The organism is Stenotrophomonas sp. STEN035 (assembly GCF_056759935.1).
In genome coordinates this window covers 1-19361 of the sequence record NZ_JBRRDY010000053.1, presented here as the reverse complement: position 1 = coordinate 19361, position 19361 = coordinate 1, and the positions used below count along the sequence as shown (strand labels likewise).

Annotated in this window: 20 protein-coding genes; 11 read left to right on the top strand and 9 right to left on the bottom strand. The window is 63.3% G+C overall.

The features are described 5' to 3' along the window. Window positions 1–222: 222 nt before the first annotated feature. From ACVOLL_RS19555 to ACVOLL_RS19545, 3 genes are all read left to right on the top strand, one after another. Complete coding sequence (locus ACVOLL_RS19555) at window positions 223–1740, top strand: fumarate hydratase (protein ID WP_481514409.1); 1518 nt, start codon at window positions 223–225, stop codon at window positions 1738–1740. Between the two features lie 74 nt (window positions 1741–1814). Beyond that, window positions 1815–2138 carry a hypothetical protein gene (locus ACVOLL_RS19550; RefSeq protein ID WP_481514408.1) on the top strand — a complete coding sequence of 108 codons (324 nt, stop codon included), beginning with the start codon at window positions 1815–1817 and terminating at the stop codon, window positions 2136–2138. A gap of 159 nt (window positions 2139–2297) precedes the next feature. Next, window positions 2298–2933: a glutathione S-transferase family protein gene (locus tag ACVOLL_RS19545; protein WP_481514407.1), complete on the top strand. Its 636-nt coding sequence runs from the start codon at window positions 2298–2300 to the stop codon at window positions 2931–2933. A 78-nt stretch (window positions 2934–3011) separates the two neighbouring features. Here ACVOLL_RS19545 and ACVOLL_RS19540 read toward each other — a convergent pair whose 3' ends face one another. Then, window positions 3012–4121, bottom strand: a complete 1110-nt coding sequence (locus ACVOLL_RS19540) for a sterol desaturase family protein (RefSeq protein WP_481514406.1) — start codon at window positions 4119–4121, stop codon at window positions 3012–3014. A 193-nt stretch (window positions 4122–4314) separates the two neighbouring features. Here ACVOLL_RS19540 and ACVOLL_RS19535 point away from each other — a divergent pair, with 193 nt between their 5' ends. After that, on the top strand, window positions 4315–4848 hold the full coding sequence (locus ACVOLL_RS19535) for a DsbA family protein (protein ID WP_481514405.1): 534 nt from the start codon (window positions 4315–4317) through the stop codon (window positions 4846–4848). Between the two features lie 55 nt (window positions 4849–4903). Here the strand turns inward: ACVOLL_RS19535 and arsC are convergent, their stop codons facing one another. From arsC to ACVOLL_RS19520, 3 genes are all read right to left on the bottom strand, one after another. Then, window positions 4904–5254: an arsenate reductase (glutaredoxin) gene (gene arsC / locus ACVOLL_RS19530; protein WP_481514404.1), complete on the bottom strand. Its 351-nt coding sequence runs from the start codon at window positions 5252–5254 to the stop codon at window positions 4904–4906. A 3-nt stretch (window positions 5255–5257) separates the two neighbouring features. After that, window positions 5258–6397 (bottom strand): phospholipase A, encoded by a 1140-nt coding sequence (locus tag ACVOLL_RS19525; RefSeq protein WP_481514403.1) that lies wholly within the window; start codon window positions 6395–6397, stop codon window positions 5258–5260. Window positions 6398–6521: 124 nt separating this feature from the next. Further along, window positions 6522–7007 carry a DUF456 domain-containing protein gene (locus ACVOLL_RS19520; protein WP_481508456.1) on the bottom strand — a complete coding sequence of 162 codons (486 nt, stop codon included), beginning with the start codon at window positions 7005–7007 and terminating at the stop codon, window positions 6522–6524. A gap of 233 nt (window positions 7008–7240) precedes the next feature. Here ACVOLL_RS19520 and ACVOLL_RS19515 point away from each other — a divergent pair, with 233 nt between their 5' ends. Next, on the top strand, window positions 7241–7450 hold the full coding sequence (locus ACVOLL_RS19515) for a cold-shock protein (protein ID WP_282271583.1): 210 nt from the start codon (window positions 7241–7243) through the stop codon (window positions 7448–7450). A 72-nt stretch (window positions 7451–7522) separates the two neighbouring features. Here the strand turns inward: ACVOLL_RS19515 and ACVOLL_RS19510 are convergent, their stop codons facing one another. Further along, complete coding sequence (locus ACVOLL_RS19510; RefSeq protein WP_313170090.1) at window positions 7523–8020, bottom strand: glycine zipper 2TM domain-containing protein; 498 nt, start codon at window positions 8018–8020, stop codon at window positions 7523–7525. Window positions 8021–8131: 111 nt separating this feature from the next. Beyond that, entirely contained in the window at window positions 8132–8569 is a 438-nt protein-coding gene (locus ACVOLL_RS19505; RefSeq protein ID WP_481514402.1) for a cytochrome c, read from the bottom strand. Between the two features lie 130 nt (window positions 8570–8699). On the opposite strand from ACVOLL_RS19505, the gene ACVOLL_RS19500 reads away from it, so the two are divergent. Beyond that, window positions 8700–9491: a tRNA threonylcarbamoyladenosine dehydratase gene (locus ACVOLL_RS19500; protein WP_481514401.1), complete on the top strand. Its 792-nt coding sequence runs from the start codon at window positions 8700–8702 to the stop codon at window positions 9489–9491. 181 nt (window positions 9492–9672) lie between these two features. On the opposite strand, the gene ACVOLL_RS19495 is transcribed toward ACVOLL_RS19500, so the two are convergent. Together ACVOLL_RS19495 and ACVOLL_RS19490 are read right to left on the bottom strand one after the other, a co-directional pair. Continuing rightward, a complete protein-coding gene (locus tag ACVOLL_RS19495; RefSeq protein WP_481514400.1) occupies window positions 9673–10437 on the bottom strand; it encodes a TatD family hydrolase in 765 nt (254 codons plus the stop codon). 3 nt (window positions 10438–10440) lie between these two features. Next, the gene (locus tag ACVOLL_RS19490) at window positions 10441–10662 is read right to left on the bottom strand and encodes a DUF6116 family protein (RefSeq protein WP_062166057.1); all 222 of its coding nucleotides are present in this window, start codon (window positions 10660–10662) and stop codon (window positions 10441–10443) included. Window positions 10663–10839: 177 nt separating this feature from the next. On the opposite strand from ACVOLL_RS19490, the gene ACVOLL_RS19485 reads away from it, so the two are divergent. The 4 genes from ACVOLL_RS19485 to ACVOLL_RS19470 all read left to right on the top strand — a co-directional run bounded on the left by ACVOLL_RS19485 (window position 10840) and on the right by ACVOLL_RS19470 (window position 15542). Next, entirely contained in the window at window positions 10840–11673 is an 834-nt protein-coding gene (locus tag ACVOLL_RS19485; protein WP_481514399.1) for a glycine zipper 2TM domain-containing protein, read from the top strand. Between the two features lie 281 nt (window positions 11674–11954). Beyond that, window positions 11955–12491 carry a GNAT family N-acetyltransferase gene (locus ACVOLL_RS19480; protein WP_481514398.1) on the top strand — a complete coding sequence of 179 codons (537 nt, stop codon included), beginning with the start codon at window positions 11955–11957 and terminating at the stop codon, window positions 12489–12491. A gap of 97 nt (window positions 12492–12588) precedes the next feature. Further along, window positions 12589–13212 (top strand): glutathione S-transferase family protein, encoded by a 624-nt coding sequence (locus ACVOLL_RS19475; protein ID WP_481514397.1) that lies wholly within the window; start codon window positions 12589–12591, stop codon window positions 13210–13212. A 59-nt stretch (window positions 13213–13271) separates the two neighbouring features. Next, the gene (locus ACVOLL_RS19470; RefSeq protein WP_481514396.1) at window positions 13272–15542 is read left to right on the top strand and encodes a thiamine pyrophosphate-dependent enzyme; all 2271 of its coding nucleotides are present in this window, start codon (window positions 13272–13274) and stop codon (window positions 15540–15542) included. Between the two features lie 302 nt (window positions 15543–15844). Here the strand turns inward: ACVOLL_RS19470 and ppsA are convergent, their stop codons facing one another. Next, window positions 15845–18220 (bottom strand): phosphoenolpyruvate synthase, encoded by a 2376-nt coding sequence (gene ppsA / locus ACVOLL_RS19465; RefSeq protein WP_481514395.1) that lies wholly within the window; start codon window positions 18218–18220, stop codon window positions 15845–15847. Between the two features lie 197 nt (window positions 18221–18417). On the opposite strand from ppsA, the gene ppsR reads away from it, so the two are divergent. Beyond that, window positions 18418–19239, top strand: a complete 822-nt coding sequence (gene ppsR / locus ACVOLL_RS19460; protein ID WP_481514394.1) for a posphoenolpyruvate synthetase regulatory kinase/phosphorylase PpsR — start codon at window positions 18418–18420, stop codon at window positions 19237–19239. The last annotated feature ends 122 nt before the right edge of the window (window positions 19240–19361 follow it).

Genomic DNA, 19361 nt, shown 5'->3' with positions numbered 1-19361 from the left:
CCCCCCCCCCGCCCCCCCCCCCCGCCCCCCCGCCCCCCCCACCCCCCCCCCGCCCCCCCGCCCCGCCCCCCCGCCCCCCCGCACCCCCCCCCCCCCCCCCGGCCCCCCCCGCCCCCCCCCCCCCCCCCCCGCTCCTACAACCAAGGGCGGGCAGCACTGCGCCGCGGCAAGGCGTAAAATGGTGGGCTGAACCCCCGCCAGCCTTCAGCAAGCGAGCAAGCCGTGACATCGATCAAGCAGGAAGACCTCATCCAGTCCGTCGCCGACGCACTGCAGTACATCTCGTACTACCACCCGGTCGACTACATCAAGAACCTCTCCGCCGCCTATGAGCGCGAAGAGTCGCCGGCGGCCAAAGAGGCCATCGCGCAGATCCTGATCAACTCGCGCATGTGCGCCGAAGGCCACCGGCCGATCTGCCAGGACACCGGCATCGTTACCGTGTTCCTGGAAATCGGCATGAACGTGCGCTGGGACGACGCCACCATGGGTGTCGAGGACATGGCCAACGAGGGCATCCGCCGCGCCTATGCCTACCCGGACAACAAGCTGCGCGCCTCGGTGCTGGCCGACCCGGCCGGCAAGCGCACCAACACCAAGGACAACACGCCGGGTGTGGTCAACGTAAAGGTTGTGCCGGGCAATACGGTCGATGTGATCGTCGCTGCCAAGGGTGGCGGTTCGGAAGCCAAGAGCAAGTTCGCCATGCTCAACCCCTCCGATTCCATCGTTGACTGGGTGCTCAAGACCGTGCCGACCATGGGCGCTGGCTGGTGCCCGCCGGGCATGCTCGGTATCGGCATCGGCGGCACCGCCGAAAAGGCGATGCTGCTGGCCAAGGAATCGCTGATGGAGCCAATCGACATCACCGATCTGCAGGCCCGTGGCGCCTCCAACCGTGCCGAAGAGCTGCGCCTGGAGTTGTACGAGAAGGTCAATGCGCTCGGTATAGGCGCGCAGGGCCTGGGCGGCCTGACCACGGTGTTGGACATCAAGGTCAAGGATTTCCCGACTCACGCCGCCAATCTGCCGATCGCGATGATCCCGAACTGTGCGGCTACCCGCCATGCGCACTTCACCCTGGATGGCAGCGGCCCGGTGATGCTGGACCCGCCGTCGCTGGAAGACTGGCCGAAGCTGACCTACGACTCCTCCAAGGGCACCCGCGTCGACCTGGACAACATCACCCCGGAAGAAGTGGCTGCATGGAAGCCGGGCCAGACCTTGCTGCTCAATGGCAAGCTGCTGACCGGTCGCGACGCCGCGCACAAGCGCATGGTGGAAATGCTCAACAAGGGTGAGCAGCTGCCGGTGGACCTGAAGGGCCGCTTCATCTATTACGTCGGCCCGGTTGATCCGGTGCGTGACGAAGTGGTGGGCCCGGCCGGCCCGACCACCGCGACCCGCATGGACAAGTTCACCCGCCAGATCCTGGAACAGACCGGCCTGTTGGGCATGGTCGGCAAGGCCGAGCGCGGCCCGGCCGCGATCGAAGCGATCCGCGACAACAAGTCGGCCTACCTGATGGCGGTTGGTGGCTCGGCCTATCTGGTGTCCAAGGCGATCAAGGCCTCCAAGGTCGTCGGTTTCGCCGACCTGGGCATGGAAGCCATCTACGAGTTCACCGTGCAGGACATGCCGGTGACCGTGGCGGTGGATTCCACCGGCGAGTCGGTGCATAAGACTGGTCCGCGCGAATGGCAGGCCCGCATTGGCAAGATTCCGGTGATCGTCGAGTAATCGATTGCTGTCACTGGTGATGCCACGACGGCCCGGGCTATGCTCGGGCCGTCGTTGTTTCCAGGGATTGTCCGATGCGCAGGTTCCAATGGATGCTGGCTATTGTGGTGTTGTCCTTGCTTGCAGGCTGCGCGAGCGGCGGTGGAGGTTGGGGTGACGCGCCGCGCAATGACCCCGCAGCCTGCGTCAGCTATTGCCAGAATGCTTACAAGCTCTGCAGCGCCAACCCGAGCAGCTACGGCGATTGCGGTGAAGCGAACCGCAGCAACCAGTGCGACAAGATCACCAATCCGGAGCTGCGCGGTGCCTGCCAGACCTCGCAGGCGTTCTGCCAGAACCGGTCAGCCGCGTCGGTGTGTGGTGAGCGCTTGAACAGCTGCATGAACAGCTGCAACTGAGCCTGCCGGCACCGGCAGCTCAGTCTGTAGTGCCGAGCCATGCTCGGCAGTGGCTTTCCAGGGAAGGCACAAATCATCAGCTTCGCGGCTTACGCCGCTCCCACAAGCTTGGCGTCTTGGTTGGTTAGAATGCACTTTCTTCCGCCGGGAACTCAGCGCATGTCGGTTGTTTTGTACGGATCGCAAAGTACAGCGTCGTTGGTGGTGCACTGGTTGTTGATCGAGCTCGGTATTGAGCATGAACTGCGCCAGCTCGACTTTGAACGCGGCGAGCAGAAGTCAGCGGAGTTCCTGGCGATCAATCCTGCCGGCCGCGTACCAGCGTTGATCATCGATGGTCAGGTGCTGACCGAGTCCGCTGCCATCGCCATGCAGTTGGCCGATCTGCACCCGCAGGCCGGCTTGGCACCCGCGCCGGGCACGTGGGCACGCGGTGACTACTACCGTTGGATATGCTTCTGCGTGTACACCTTGATGCCGGCCTACCGCGCCTGGTTCTACCCGCTGGAGCCGGCAGGAGAATCGAATGCGGAGGAGGTCAAAGCGCGTGCACGCGTGCAGCTGGAAACAGCTTGGCAGCAGATGGCTGATCACCTGGCTGCGCAGGGCCCCTACGTTCTGGGCGAACAGCTGAGCGTCGTCGATTTTATGTTGACGATGCTGATGCGCTGGAGCCGCAATATGCCGCGGCCTACCGACACCTGGCCGGTGCTCGCTGCGCATGCGGCGCGGATGAAGGCTCGGCCAGCATTTGCCGAGGTTTATCGGCGCGAGGGGATCAGTGATTGGTTGTGAGAGCGGAAAGGCGGAGCTTGTAGGCAGCTGTGGTTTCGCGGCTTAAGCCGCTCCCACAACCGATCGAGCGCAAGGAACTCAATCGACGTGGTCGTCGAACTTGCGTCCGCCCTGGAATGGCATCAGGTGCTGTTTGATGATGCCGTTTGGCACCGTCTCCAGTTTCATGACGCCATATTCCTGCGGCCATTGGGCTTGATCGCGCGGTAGCTTGAAGGTGCCCATCAATATGTCCACCAGCGGCAGGTGGATGGCGTAATTGACGTCGATGTACTCCTGCTGCCGGGCGTGATGCCAGTGGTGGTAGCGCGGCAGCACCAGCAGGTACTCCAACCAGCCGAAGCGGATGCCAAGGTTGGCGTGTGCCAGCACCGCCTGCAGGCCGACCAGGATCACGTAGGCATTCACCGCCGAGGTCGAGAAGCCGAGGATCAGCAGCGGCAGCAGTACCGCGCTGCGGGTCAGCACGATCTCGACAAAATGCACGCGCGAGCCGGCCAGCCAATCCATGTGCCGGCTGGAGTGATGCACGGCGTGGAAGCGCCAGAGCCAGGGAATGTTGTGATACGCGCGGTGCAGCAGGGCTTGTGCCATGTCGGCGACGAAGACCGCGATCAGGAACTGCGCCCACACCGGCAAGGACTGGATGGCAGCCTTCAGGGAGGGGAAGGCGGCCAGCCCGGCGATGGTCGAGGTAGAGGCGGTCACCAGGATCAGGATGAACTGCACCAGCACGTGGCTCATGAAGAAGTAGGCCACATCTGTGCGCCAGCCAGGACGTAGCGGCGATAGCGCGCGCTTGCCCAGATAGCGCTCCAGTGGCACGAACACCAGTGCTGAGAAGAACAGCGACAGCACGAACCAATCCAGCCCCAGTGAGTAAGGGGTATTGCCGATGGCATCGAACTGCACGTTAGTCCCGCCCAGCAGCACCGCCGCGGTTGCCGTGCCCACGCCCAAGGTGGCGATGCGCTTGTTGCGATCACGCAGGATCGCGACGGTGCCCATGATGAAGGCGGCCGCCAGGCCAACCAGCAGCAGATGACGGGCAAACTGTTCGTTGTAGACGGCGCGGAACTCGCGGCTGGTCAGCAGTTCGGGGAAATGGAAGCAGGCGACGGCCAGCAGGCTCAAGACCCCAAGCAGCGCGGAGCCGTAGGCAAAGAATGAGCGGCGGGTACGGACCATTGCGGACTTCCTGTCTTTGATCGGCCGATTCTGCCTGCGTCTGCTGAACGGGGAAAGTGGTACGGGAGCCCGGGACGGCCTGCTTCACGCTGGCTGTGCACTTATGGCGGTAGCTTGATGTGCATCAGGCACGGGCACGGGCACGGCATGTGCTTGTGCGCTGGGCCTTCCGGGAATGATCTGGAGTGAATGGATGAGCGGATTGACGGTTCCGGTGAACGCGGCTGATCACATCCAGGGCAACCTGGATGCGCCGGTCGTGCTGGTTGAATATGCCGACTACCAATGCCCCTATTGCGGCGAGGCATTTTCGCTGGTCAAGCGCCTGCAACAGCGCTTTGGCGAAAGTTTGTGCATGGTGTTCCGCAACTTCCCGTTGGTGCAGGCGCACCCGCAGGCGTTGCCTGCGGCGATCACCGCTGAGTACGCCGCCGCTCACGGTAAATTCTGGGAGGCGCATGACGCATTGTTCCGCAGCCAGCAGCAGCTGGGTGAGGTGGTCTACCGCGAGTTGATGCGTGAATTGGGCTTGCCGGAAGATGGGCTGGCTGCAGCGATGGACGACAGCAATAGTCTGCTTCGGATACAGCGCGATATCGAGAGCGGCATGCGCAGCGGCGTCAGTGGCACGCCGACGTTCTTCATCAATGGCGTGTTGTTCCAGCCGAGGCAAAGCTTCGAAGAGCTTTACGAAGCCATTGTCCAGGCCAGCGCCAAGCGCAGCTGAGGGTGCTTGGCGCACGCAGCTGCGGCGCCAGGGCGGGCGTCGCAGTTGCCTTGGCTCAGTCGATCAGGCCGAGCACGGTTTCCGGCGGGCGGCACAATGCGGTGCCCTTTGCGGTGCGCACGATCGGGCGATTGATCAGCGTCGGGTGCTGGCTCATTGCTTCGACCAGTGCAGCCTCGTCATCAAGTTTGGCGGCCAGCCCAAGCTCGGCGTAGGCGGCCTCCTTGCTGCGCAGCAGGTCACGGGCCGGCATGCCCATGGCGTCCAACAGCGTGCGCAGCTGCGCGGCCGAAGGCGGGTTGTCGAGGTAGTTGATGACCTCGACGTCGACGCCGGCTTCCTGCAACAGCGCCAGTGCGCCGCGCGAGTTGGAACAGCGGTTGTTGTGCCAGATGGTCGCTTTCATTGCTCAGAACCACTCCAGCAGGGACACACCAAGGCCGATGTAAGTCGCCCGGTGGTTGTAGTCGATCATGCTCTCGCCGTAGCCATCGAATACCTGCACATGGCCGCGCAGCAGCTTGTTGATCGGGAAGCCGTAGTCCATCTGCAGCGAGCCATGCGAGCGATCACCACTGCGCAATGAATGGCGGCCGGTGATGGCCAGCTCGTGGCCGTTGCGGTTGTAAACCAGGGTGGCGTCGCCCCGGCCCATGTAGTCCTCGATATCCGGGTTGTTGTCGTCGCTGCGACCTTCCGGGATGCGGTACCACGGGCGCAGCATGATGGCCCAGTTCTCTCGATCCAGACCGACGTTCATCACCACCCGGTTCCAGCTGCGCGAGAGTGGATCGCTGCGGCCGTTGGACTGATGGTTGAGGCTGAAGCCGGTCATGCGGCCGTTCCAGCCGAACAGCGAGTAGCCGTTGCGGAAGGTCAACATCACTTCCGGCTCGTAGTTGGTCTCGCGGAACGGGCGCGACAGTTCGCTGTTGTAGGCCTGCCAGCGCGAACTCTGGGTATAGCCAACCCAGATGTCGCCGTTGTCGCCGAACAGGTTCTCGGTGACCTTGGTCTTGAAGCTGAGCTGGAATTTCAGCTCGGTGCTGTCCAGCTCCTCGGCCTGGGTGACGGTGTTGTTGGGGTTGGGCGAGTGCGGCATCTCGTTGGGCTTGCTGCTCCAGAAGGCAGGCAGCAGATACACCGGCTTGTACGCACGCAGCTGGAACAGGCCCAGTTTGGAGTCCTTGGCCAGCTCCCAACGGCTGTCCAGCAAGGAACCTCGGCCGGCGTTGGCGGCAGCGGAATCCAGTTCGTCATGCGCGAACAGCTCGTTGCGGCGCGGCAATGGCTCGTCCAGTTCCTTGGCGGTGGCCTTGGCCTCCTTGCGCGCCTGCAGGGCAGCGGCCGCAGCGGCATCTGCTGCGCGGGTGTCGGTCGGGGTACGGCCCAGTGCGTTGTCGTAGCAGGCCAGACGGGTGGCATCGGTCTCAAGCGCGAAGCAGGCCTGCGGCGAGGCGGGCGTCGGCATCGACTCCTGGGCAAGGGCGGTGGCGCTGGCGCCGCTCAGGATCAGCAGCAGGGCATGGGGAAGAGCTTGATTTCGCATGGGGTTCCATCCGGTCGCGGTGGGGTGGCCGGGCCGGAGGCAATCGGGGGAATTGCACGCCGGCAGCAGTGGCATTCTGGGGATTGTCGGTGATTCCCGGGTCGAGGTGGCGTTACGGCGAGCCTCAGAAGAACCAGGCAATGGCGAACACACCGACCATGGCGACTGCCAGGCCCAGCTTGAGTGCGACCCCGAGGACGATGCCCAGCCAGGTGCCGAGGCCGACCTTGGTAGCCTGGCCAAGCTGGCGGCCATGCAGGTATTCGCCGCCCAGCGCGCCCAGAAACGGACCAACAAACAGGCCAATCGGCATGAAGAACAGGCCGACCACCGTGCCTATCGCCGAGCCGATCAGGGCCAGCTTGCTGGCGCCCACCTTCTTGGCGCCGGCGATAGTGCAGATCACATCCACGATGATCGAGATGACGGTCAGTACGCCCAATACCACCAGTGGCAGCCAGCCCACCCGCTCGAATCCATCGCCCCAGGCCGCCAACAGAAGGCCGACGAAGACCAACGGTACCCCTGGCAGCGCAGGCAGGATGATGCCGGCGATGCCGACAAGGACCAGCAGGGCGCCGACCAGATAGAAGATGAATGAATAGTCCATGTGTACTCTGAAGGGGGTCGTATAGGGGTTGACTTTAATGCATGTGCCGGTGTTGCAATTTCGTTTGCCCCGAGTTAAGTTGCAGCCGCTGAGCTTGGCAAGGTCACCGTGAATCGTGGCCTGATGGGTAGATCCAAGGATTTGCTGCATCGTTGCACCTCGCTTCCTCCTTGCAACCAGCCGCCTTACCGGGCGTAACCATCAAACGAAAGAGCTACAGGGAGTAAGTCGAGATGTCTGATCGCGAAACCGGTACCGTCAAGTGGTTCAACGACGCCAAGGGCTTCGGCTTCATCAGCCGCGAAAATGGTGAGGACGTGTTTGTGCACTTCCGCGCCATCCAGACCGATGGCTTCAAAAGCCTGAAGGAAGGCCAGAAGGTCACCTTCACCGTTGTGCAGGGCCAGAAAGGCCTGCAGGCTGACGCCGTACAGCCGGCCTGATCCGGCGTTAGTGCAGCCAAAAGAAAGGCCCGCGCAAGCGGGCCTTTCTTCGTCAGCGCCAACGGTAGCGGCTCAGCGGATCACCACGCGGCCGTTTACCACGCGCACATAGGTGTTCTCGCGGATCCCGCCCAGGTCCTTCTGGTTGACCACGATCACGCGGCCATCGTCCATGCGGACCTGGATGTCATACGAGTTGCCGGTGACGTTCTGCTGGATCTTGTTGCCGGCCATGGCACCACCAACGGCGCCAGCGACGGCGGCGATGTTCTGGTTGCCCTTGCTGCCGCCGGTCTTGTCGGAAATCTCGTGGCCAGCCACGGCACCGACGATGCCGCCGAGGATGGCGCCGGTAGCGCTGGGAGCGGTGCGGCCGGAGGCGACGGTATCGATGCGGGTGACGATGCCGCAGTCGGTGCAACGGTTCTGGTTGTAGCCGTTGTTGTTGCCGTAGTTGCCACCATTGTTGTAGCCGCCGTTGTTGTAGCCACCACCGTAACCGGGGGAGGTGGCGCAACCGGCCAGCGCCAGACTGGCAATTGCGCCTGCAGCGATCAGTTGGATCTTCATGGTGTTTCTCCTTGCCAGATTGAAAGTGGGTACAGCTGAGTGACCAGCGGCGAAGATCCTGCGGTTTTGCATGTGAATGGAGGGCTAATCACATGTGAAAGCGCAGTTTGCTTACTTGAAGTCCTGATGGCACGACTTGCAGTCGCTGCCGATTTTTTGCACTGCAGCAGCCAGTGCCGCGCAGTCTGCCGGCGGCTTGGCCAGTGCATCGTTCAAGGTGGCACGATAGCGGCTGGCGTGTTGCTGGAAGCGCTCGTCATCGCGCAGGCCCGGGAACGCTGTCTCCAGATCATTGGCCAGTGCGCGCAGGGTTTGCAGGCGTGGCGTGCTGTCGGTGACGCTGCAGCGGTTCTGCTTCTGGCTCTCGCCCAGCAACTGGGCCTGTTTGGCCATGACCGTCATCAGACTGTCCGGGAAGTGATCCTGGCGGGCCTGGATGGCGCGCATCCCCATCACGGTGGCAATCACGCCGATGAGCAGGCCGGCGAGCAGGACGAACAGGTAGCGCGAGGCTTTGGACGGGGGACGGGCGGGTGCAGGGTCGGACATTGCGTTGGCTCCAGGCTACGTGGCAAAAGGGTTCGACTGCCAGTCATTATGCAGCGGGCCGAGCGAAGCCCGTGTCATCGTGCCACCGGCTGGCTCGCCGCAGGTCCGGGGCAGGCCGTAAAATGCGCCGATGAAAGAAGAATTGCGTGAGCGCTTTGCCGGTATCGACCGGTTGTACGGGGCCGGCACCATCACCCACCTTAGCGGCTGCAAGGTCGCCGTGGTCGGTATGGGCGGGGTGGGCTCGTGGATCGTGGAGGCGCTGGTGCGCTCGGCGGTCGGCCATCTGAGCCTGATCGACGCCGATGATATCTGCGTCTCCAACACCAATCGTCAGCTGCCGGCAATGGCCGGGCAATACGGTCGGAACAAGTCTGTGGCGATGGCTGAACGCTGCCGTGCGATCAACCCGGATGTCCAGGTCGAGGCGGTGGAGTCGTTCCTGACCCCGGCCAATATGGCCGAGCTGCTGGATCGCGGCTTCGATCTGGTGATCGACGCCTGCGACAGCTTCCGGGTGAAGGTGGAAACCATCGCCTGGTGCCGCCGCCGCAAGCTGCCGATGATTACCATCGGCGCGGCTGGCGGGCGTACCGATCCGACCTTGGTGCGGGTGCGCGACGTGTCGCGGACCGAGCACGACGCGATGATGGCGCTGATCCGCAAGAAGCTGCGCAGTGAGTTCAACTTCCCCAAGAGCGCAAAGCGCTATTTCGGCGTGCCGGCGGTGTATTCGCTGGAGAACGTGAAGTACCCACAGGCCGACGGCAGCGTCTGTGGCATTCGCCCGAATCTGGGCCCGGACGAGGCCTTGAAGCTGGATTGCGGCGGCGGCCTGGGCGCAGCAACGCATATCACTGGTGCGTTTGCGTTTGTGGCGGTAGGCAAGGCGCTGGAGATGCTGTTGAAGAGCCGCGCATAAAAGCAGGCGGACTTGTGGGAGCGGCTTTGGTTTGTAGGAGCGGCGTAAGCCGCGAAGCTGGCCGTCTATCCGGGTAAGCATCAGCTTGCAACCTCGGGGTGCTGCAGTTCAGAGATTTGCAGCGGCTCAGGGTGTACGAACTTCGCGGCTTACGCCGCTCCTACAAAATCGTTGCGCGTCGTTATTGGAGCTTGAACAGCCGCTTGGCATTGGCGGTAGTCTGCGCAGCGATATCACTGGCCGGCTGCTGGCGCAGCTCGGCGACGGTATCGAGGATCTGCCGTAACCGCGCGGGCTCGTTGCGTTGGCCGCGGATACCAGCATCCGGCTGATCCGGAGCATCGGTTTCCAATAACAGAAATTCAAACGGCATCTGCGTCACCAGGCCGCGTAGCCGGTTGGCGCGCGGGTAGGTGATGGGGCCGCCCAGGCCAATCATGAAGCCCAGGTCCCATAGTTGCCTGGCCTGCTCTGGACTGCCGGAAAAGCTATGCACCACGCCGCTGAGCCCGCCAACGCGGCGGATGCGCAGGATCACTTCATCCAGGGCACGGCGTGCATGCACGATCAGTGGCAGCTGGGTATCGCGAGCCAGCTCCAGTTGGCCTTGGAAGTACAGGCGTTGCGCTTCCGGGTCCAGATTGTCGACAAAGAAATCCAGCCCGCATTCACCGATGCCGCATGGCTTCTCGCGCTCCACCCAGTCGCCCAGCTGCTGCAGATGCTCGGAGCGGTGCTCGGGCAGGAACATGGGGTGCAGGCCGTAGGCCGGATGCAACCCGGCGTCGGCCGCGCAGACCTCGCGCAGCTTGGGCCAGCTGGCCGCAGTCACCGCCGGCACAATCTGCACGCCCACGCCGGCAGCGCCGGCGCGGGCGATCACCGCCTCGCGGTCGATGTCGAATTCGGCTGCATCCAGATGGCAGTGGCTGTCGACCAACTGCACGGCTCAGCGCTTGCCAGGCAGTATCGGCGGCTCGGCTGGGTCCTTGCGTCGCTTCCAGTTGGCGAGCAGCAAGGTGCTCAGGCCAAACAGGATTTCATCGACAAACGGGATCGGGTCGGGCAGCAGCATGCTGATGACAAACAGCGCACCGGTCAGCTTGAACAGGGTGGGGTAACGCAGCTTGCGCGCCCATTCCAGAAACGGCGACAACATCATGCTCGACATGGCGTATCCAGATGAAGAGGGGTTCAGACTGCCCTGTCGGAGCAGGGCCAGCAGGCTGAATATTGCGACGAGTTAAGTGATTTCGATAGGGTAACTACAGAAATACTGGCCTCTGTTCAGCTTATCCATGCTGGAATCCCCCCAACACACACGCGGCCAGCCGCACGGAGACAGAACATGAAGAGCACAACCACGACCGTTTTGGTTGCCGCCGGCGCGTTGCTGGTAGGTGGCATCGCCACCGCCGCCTTCATGCAGGGCCGCGACAAGGCCAGCACCGCACCTCTGGTGGAGGGCGCGCGCCCGGTGCTGGACAACTCACCACTGGTGGACGATGCCGCTGTCACCGGCAAGGTGGAAACCCCGGCCGAACCGCAGCTGCAGTACGCGGACGTGCTCAAGGTTGCTCCGGTCACGCAGAAAGAGCGCGTCTACGGCACCGTTACCGGCAGCGATCCGATCCGTGAAACGTCGACCACCAGCACGCCGCATGAAGTCTGTGAGGACGTTGTGGTGCAGGAGCGTCTGCCCGAGCGTGACGGCAATGTCGGCGGCACCGTTGCCGGTGCCGTCATCGGTGGCCTCTTGGGCAACCAGGTTGGTGGTGGCAACGGCAAGAAAGCAGCCACCGCTGCCGGTGCCGTCGCAGGTGGCTTGATCGGCAATCAGGTCGACAAGCGTCACGTCGGTGGCCGCGTGGTCAACCGCACCGAGCGCCAGTGCCATACCGAGCAGCGCAGCGCCGAGTCCAGCCGCATCACCGGCTACAACGTCAGCTACCGCAAGCCCGATGGCAGCACCGGCACCATGCGCATGGACAGCCGTCCAGGTGAGCGCGTGTCGCTGGGCAATGCCAACCAGACCATCGGTTACGACGTGACCTATCGCTACGAGGGCGCGGAGAAAACCGTGCGCATGCAGGACAAGCCGGCCAGCGATCGCCTGCCGGTAATCGACGGCCAGCTGGTGACGCAGACCGCGGCTATGGCGCCGGCGGCAAACCGCCAGTAACCATTGCAAGTCGTAAAACTGCTCACTTCAGCAGTTGAGTCACCCGGAATCCGATGCCAGACCTCTGGCATCGGATTTTTTTATTGTTTTGTTGGAGCGGCGTAAGCCGCGAAGCCCACACGCTATCAGGTGGTGCGAATACCTCTTTAGGGAGCGAGCATTGTCAGCTTCGCGGCTTGCGCCGCTCCCACAAACAAGTGCCAGCAAGCTAGCGCCGGTTTGACCGGCAGGGGTGGCCGGCGCAAGCTCAGCGTCCTTGCTTGCCGCACACAGGAATCGGGATGAGTGTCTTCGATCTGCGACTGGAAACCGAACGCCTGCTGTTGCGCCCGCCAGCAGCCGAGGATTTCGACACTTTCGCTGCGTTCTGTGCTGATCCGCAGACCATGCAGCATCTTGGTGGCGTGCAGCTGCCTTCGGTCGCGTGGCGCAGCCTGGCGGCGCTGACCGGTAGTTGGCAGCTGCTCGGCTATTCGATGTTCTCGGTGATCGAGAAAAGTAGCGGGTGCTGGATCGGCCGGGTCGGGCCCTGGCAGCCGCATGGCTGGCCAGGCACGGAAGTTGGCTGGGGCATTGCCTCCCAGTTCTGGGGCCGTGGTTACGCGCCGGAGGCGGCACGAGCGAGCATCGACTGGGCCTTCGATACACTTGGCTGGAAGGACGTGATCCACACGATCGAACCGGCCAATACCAACTCGGTGGCGGTAGCGCGCAAGCTGGGTTCGAGCTTGCTGCGGCAAGCGCGATTGCCAGCGCCCGCCGATATCGAGGTGGATGTGTGGGGGCAGTCCCGGCAGCAGTGGATGTCACAGCGCTGAGAACCCGTTTTTGCTGCGGTCGCAGCTTTACCGAAGCACCCGTGATCCGTTCAGATGGATGCTGTCGTCTGCCAGTTCGGTAGCGGGGAGCGGATCAGTGAGTGTTTCGGGTGCTGGGTTGCGGGTGTATGGCATGTCCTCGTCGGGCAACTGCCACAAGGTGCGTTTGCTGCTGGAGCAGTTGGGCACGCGTTACGAATGGGTCGAGGTGAACAGAGCTGAAGGCCAGACCCGCACCCCAGAATTCCTCGCGCTCAATCCGAACGGAAAAGTGCCGCTGGTGCAGCGCTCCGACGGCCGGGTGCTGACCGAATCCAACGCCATCCTGTTCTGGTTGGCCGAAGGCACCCCGTTCTTGCCGACCGATGGTTGGCAACGGGCGCAGGCCTTGTCGTGGATGTTCTTCGAACAGTACAGCCACGAGCCTTATATCGCCGTCGCGCGCTTCATCAGCATCTGGACGCCAGCCGATTCTCCGCGTCGCGAAGACTTGCCACGCCTTCGTGAGCGCGGCCATGAGGCCTTGGTGGTGATGGAGCGCCACCTGCAGAACCAGCCGTGGTTTACCGGCGCTGATTACGGTGTGGCCGATATCGCTTTGTTTGCCTACACCTGCGTCGCCGAAGACGGTGGCATCGGTTTGTCGGCATATCCGGCGATCCAGCGCTGGCTGCAGGCTGTGCAGGCCCAGCCCGGCTTCATGCCGGTACTCGCGGGCTGAATCTTTGTTGTTGATGCTTGATTCCGTTGTCTCACTTGTCTGCTGTGGAGTCTGTCTGCATGTTTGCTCGTGTACCGAATCCCATTCCGGCCCGCATGAAGGGCCTGAACCGCGCTGAGATCTGCGACACCAATTTCATCGAATTCGTCAGTGCGCTTGCGCCGGGGCCGGATCAAGGTCCGCAGCCGGCTGCGCCGGTGTTGCCGGGCAGCGCCCTGGATGCACAAGGCTTTCGCGAGTTGTTCGAATCGCAGTTGATCAGTCGCCATCTGGACCTGATGGCGCGCGTGCTGCGTGTGCAGAACAAGGTCTTCTACACGATCGGCTCCTCCGGTCACGAAGGCAATGCCATGGTGGCGCGCGCCGCCCGGCATACCGATCCGGCCTTCCTGCATTACCGTTCCGGCGGCTTCATGGCCGAGCGCTTCCGCAAACTGCCGGGCATGGACCCGGTAATGGATTCGGCGCTGTCGTTCGCGGCCAGCAAGGACGACCCGGCCAGCGGTGGCCGTCACAAGGTGTGGGGCAGTAAACCCTTGTGGGTGCTGCCACAGACCTCGACCATCGCTTCGCACCTGCCCAAGGCGCTGGGCACGGCGATGGCGATCGAAGCCGGCAAACGACTGGGGCAGGGCCTGCCGATTCCCGATGACAGCATCACCATCTGTTCGTTCGGCGATGCCTCTGCCAACCACGCCACCGCCCAGACCGCGTTCAATGCGGCTGCCTGGAGCAGCTTCCAGAAGCTGCCGGCGCCGGTGCTGTTCGTCTGCGAAGACAATGGCATCGGTATCTCGGTGAAGACGCCTGAAGGTTGGATCGCCGAAAGCTTCCGCCACCGGCCGGGCCTGGATTACTTCCATGCTGACGGTCTGGATCTGGTCAACGGTTATGCCGACGTGGAGCGTGCAGTCGAGCATTGCCGGCGCACGCGGCGGCCGACCTTCCTGCACCTGCGCACCACTCGCCTGATGGGCCATGCCGGCACTGATTTCGAGATCGAGTGGCGGGCGCTGGAGGAGCTGTGTGCGGTGGAAGCGGGTGATCCACTACTGCGCTCGGCACAGGTTGCGGTGGAATCGGGGCTGATGGACAAGGCCGAAGTGCTCGCCCTGTACGAGCACACCCGCCAACGCTGTTTCGCCGCCGCCGAGGATGCCGACAAGCGCCCGCGCCTGACCGAGCTGCAGGATGTGATCGCGCCGCTGGCACCGTATACGCCGGACAGGGTGCAGGCTGAGGCGACACGTGCCGACTACGGCGAACGACGTGTGCAGGTGTTCGGCAGCGAGGCTGGCTTGCCCGAGAGCCAGCCGGGCAAGCACCTCGCAGTACAGATCAACCAGGCGTTGCACGACCTCTTCGCCAAGTACCCGGAATCTCTGTTGTTTGGTGAGGACGTGGCGCAGAAGGGTGGCGTGTACACCGTTACCAAGGGCCTGCAGAAAGCCTTTGGCCCACGCCGGGTATTCAACACTCTGCTCGACGAAACCATGATCCTGGGCATGGCCCAGGGCTTCGCCAATATGGGCATGCTGCCGTTGCCGGAGATCCAGTACCTGGCTTACCTGCACAACGCCGCCGACCAGGTTCGCGGCGAGGCCTGCTCACTGCAGTTCTTCTCCAATGACCAGTACCGCAATCCGATGCTGATCCGCATCGCCGGGCTGGGCTATCAGAAGGGCTTTGGCGGCCATTTCCACAATGACAACTCGATCACCGCCATCCGCGATATCCCAGGGCTGGTGGTTGGCTGCCCATCGCGTGGCGATGATGCCGCGGCGATGCTGCGTACGCTTGCTGCGCTGGCCAAGGTCGATGGGCGGGTCTGCGTGTTACTGGAGCCGATCGCGCTGTACATGACCAAGGACCTGTATGCGGCTGGCGATGGCCAATGGCTGTTCCCGTATCCGGCGCCGGATCAAGCACTGACGCTGGGTGAGGGCAGGGTGTATGGCGTGGGCAATGATGACCTGCTGATCATCAGCTACGGCAACGGCGTGCCGATGGCGCTGCGCGCGGCCAAGACCATCGAGGAGCTGCACGGCTGGAAAGTGCGGGTGGTCGATCTGCGCTGGCTGGTGCCGCTCAATGCCGCCTATATCGCCGGGCAGGCCAAGGGCGCGAAGCGCATCATCGTGCTGGACGAAGGTCGCCAGAGTGCCGGTGTGGGCGAGGGTGTGATCACCGCCCTGGTCGAAGCAGGCCATGGGCAGGTGCCGCTGCGCCGGGTGACCGGTGTGGATACCTATACACCGTTGGCTGGTGCGGCCTTGCTGGTGCTGCCGGGTGATGCGGATGTGGTGGCGGCAGCTGCGGAGTTGGTATGAGCCGCTAGCGCGGCTTGTTTGTAGGAGCGGCGTAAGCCGCGATGCTGGCAATGGCGATATCACCGGCATGCCCGCGACCTGACCGATCTGTGGCTTCGCGGCTTACGCCGCTCCTACAGCTGCGCTCCCTCCCTTTGGCGCAGCCAAGGGGAGGGTTGGGGTGGGGTTGGCTTTTGATGCCTGCAGGTACCGCCAGCTTCGCGGCTTACGCCGCTCCCACAATCATCTGAAGCTGTCGTCATCTCGCAGACAAACAAAACCCCGCCAAGGCGGGGTTTTGTCGTCATGCATCAGCAGCCAGATCAGCTATTGGCTTTCAGCTTGGCCAGGCGCAACCAAGTGTCGACCACGGTGTCCGGGTTCAGCGACACCGACTCGATGCCTTCCTGCATCAGCCACTCGGCCAGATCCGGGTGATCGGACGGGCCCTGGCCGCAGATGCCGACGTACTTGCCCTTGGCGCGAGCGCTCTTGATCGCCATCGACAGCAGCTTCTTGACCGCAGGATTACGCTCGTCGAACAGGTGCGCGACGATCGAGGAATCGCGGTCCAGGCCCAGGGTCAGCTGGGTCAGGTCGTTGGAGCCGATCGAGAAGCCGTCGAAGATTTCCAGGAACTCATCGGCCAGCAGCGCGTTGGATGGCACTTCACACATCATGATGATCTTCAGGCCGTTCTCGCCCTGCTTCAGGCCATTGGCGGCGAGCACTTCCACCACCTTGCGGCCTTCTTCCAGGGTGCGAACGAACGGGATCATCACCCACAGGTTCTCCAGGCCCATCTCGTTGCGCACGCGCAACACGGCCTGGCATTCCAGTGCGAAGGCCTTGGAGAAGCTCGGGTCGACGTAACGGCTGGCGCCGCGGAAGCCGATCATCGGGTTCTCTTCGTGCGGCTCGTAGTTGTTGCCGCCGATCAGGTTGGCGTACTCGTTGGACTTGAAGTCCGACAGGCGCACGATCACCGGGTTCGGTGCGACCGAGGCGGTCAGGGTGGCGATGCCTTCGGCCAGACGATCCACATAGAAGCTCACCGGATCCTTGTAGCCAGCAATCTTCTCGTCGATCTTCTTCTTGGTGGCAGCGTCCTGGCGGTCGTATTCCAGCAGCGCATTCGGGTGAATGCCGATGTGGCTGGCGATGATCATTTCCAGACGGGCCAGGCCGATGCCGGCGTTCGGCAGCTGGCCGAAGTCGAAGGCACGTTCCGGGTTGGCCACGTTCATCATGATCTTCAACGGTGCCGGTGGCATGTTGCCCAGATCGGTGGTCGTGCGGTCAAAGGCCAGCTTGCCGGCGTAGATGAAGCCGGTGTCGCCTTCGGCGCAGCTGACGGTCACTTCCTGGCCGTCCTGGATCAACTGGGTCGCATTGCCCGAGCCGACCACGGCCGGCACGCCCAGCTCACGCGCGATGATCGCGGCGTGGCAGGTGCGGCCGCCACGGTTGGTGACGATGGCAGACGCGCGCTTCATCACCGGCTCCCAGTCGGGGTCGGTCATGTCGGCGATCAGCACGTCGCCCGGCTGCACGCGGGCCATGTCGTCCAGCGACTTGACCACGCGGGCCACGCCAGCGCCGATCTTGGCGCCAACGGCGCGGCCTTCGGCAATGACTTCACCCTTTTCCTGCAGCGCATAGCGCTCGATCTGGGTGGCCTTGGCGCGCGACTTCACGGTTTCCGGGCGCGCCTGGACGATGAACAGCTTGCCGCTGACGCCGTCCTTGGCCCACTCGATGTCCATCGGGCGGCCGTAATGCTTTTCGATGACCAGCGCCTGCTTGGACAGTTCCTGCACGTCCTCATCGCTGATCGAGAAGGTGTTGCGCACCTCGACCGGGGTGTCTTCGATCTTGACGCGCTCGCCCGGGACGTCCGAATAGACCATGCGGATGGCCTTGGAACCCAGCGAACGGCGCAGGATCGCCGGCTTGCCGGCATGCAGGCTGGGCTTGTAGACGTAGAACTCGTCCGGATTGACCGCGCCCTGCACGACCATTTCGCCCAGGCCGACCGAGGAGGTGACGAACACCACATCGCGGAAGCCGGACTCGGTGTCCAGAGTGAACAGCACGCCGGAGGAGCCGACGCCCGAACGCACCATCAACTGCACGCCAGCGGACAGGAACACGTCTTCGTGCTTGAAGCCGTGGTGCACGCGGTAGGCGATGGCGCGGTCGTTGTACAGCGAGGCGAATACTTCCTTGACCTTGTGCACGACGTCGTCGGCACCGGTGACATTGAGGAAGGTTTCCTGCTGGCCGGCAAACGAAGCGTCCGGCAGATCTTCGGCGGTTGCCGAGGAGCGCACAGCTACGGCGATGTCACCGCCACCGTTCTCGGCGCTCAGCTTGGCGTAGGCGGCGCGGATGTCCTGGTCCAGCTGCGGCTGCAGCGGGGCATCGATTACCCAGCCGCGGATTTCCTTGCCGGCAACGGTCAGGGCGGCGACATCTTCCACGTCCAGCGTGGCCAGCTTGTCGAAAATGCGCTTGGACAGGTCGTTATGGGCAATGAAGTCCTTGAACGCTTCGGAGGTGGTTGCGTAACCACCGGGGACGGACACCCCCAGACCGGCAAGATTGCCGATCATCTCCCCAAGCGAGGAGTTTTTGCCACCTACGCGGGCCAGATCGGCCAAGCGCAGCTCATGCAACCACAGGATATTCTCGTTCAAGCGCGATGCTCCGTTGAGGCCATCGCCCGTGGCGGGCTTGGGATGGCCACGTCCGTAGGAAGAAGCCAATATGATGCAGTGCACACCGAAGCCGCACAAGCTTGTGACAATACTTTGTCTTGTGCTTGTCTTTTTTGGGACAGGCTAGGCCATCACGCTTGACCTGTGGTCAGGATCACACTCTGAAGGGAGCTTTCATGACGGCAATCCGGCCGGTTTTCTATGTTTCCGACGGCACTGGCATCACCGCCGAGACCGTTGGCCACAGCCTGTTGACCCAGTTCAATGGCTTCAGTTTCGTCACTGATCGCATGTCTTTCGTGGACGATGCCGACAAGGCGCATGAGGCGGCGGCGCGTATCCGGGCCGCCGGCGAGCGCTACCAGGTGCGCCCGATCGTGATCAGTTCCTGCGTCGATTCGAGCCTGGGTTTGATCCTGGAAGAGAGTGGCGCCCTTGTCCTGGATGTCTTTGCCCCATTCATCGGGCCGTTGGAAGAGGAACTCAGTTCCGCGCGCCATTCCAAGGTGGGGCAGGCGCACGGCATGGTCGACTTTGATACCTATCATCGCCGCATCAACGCGATGAACTTTGCGCTGAGCCACGACGATGGCATCGCGGTGAACTACGACGAGGCCGACGTGGTGCTGGTGGCGGTGTCGCGCGCCGGCAAGACCCCGACCTGCATCTACCTGGCGCTGCACTACGGCATCCGCGCGGCCAATTACCCATTGACCGAGGAAGACCTGGAGCAGGATCGCTTGCCACCACGCCTGCGTCCGTACCGCAACAAGCTGTTCGGGCTGACCATCGATCCCGAGCGACTGCAGCAGATCCGCCAGGAGCGCCGCCCCAATTCGCGCTATGCCAGCTTCGAGACCTGCAAGCGCGAAGTCACAGCAGCCGAGACCATGTTCCGCATGGAGCGCATCCCGACCCTGAGCACTACCCACACCTCGATCGAAGAGATCTCCAGCAAGGTACTGAGCACCCTGAGCCTGCAGCGCGAGATGTTCTAAGCCAAGGATCACCGGTAGTGGGGGGGGGGGGGGGGGGGGGGGGGGGGGCGGGGGGGGGCGGGCTGGGGGGTGGGGGTGGGGGAGTGTGGGGGCGGGGGGCGGGCGGTCGCGGGGGGGGGCGC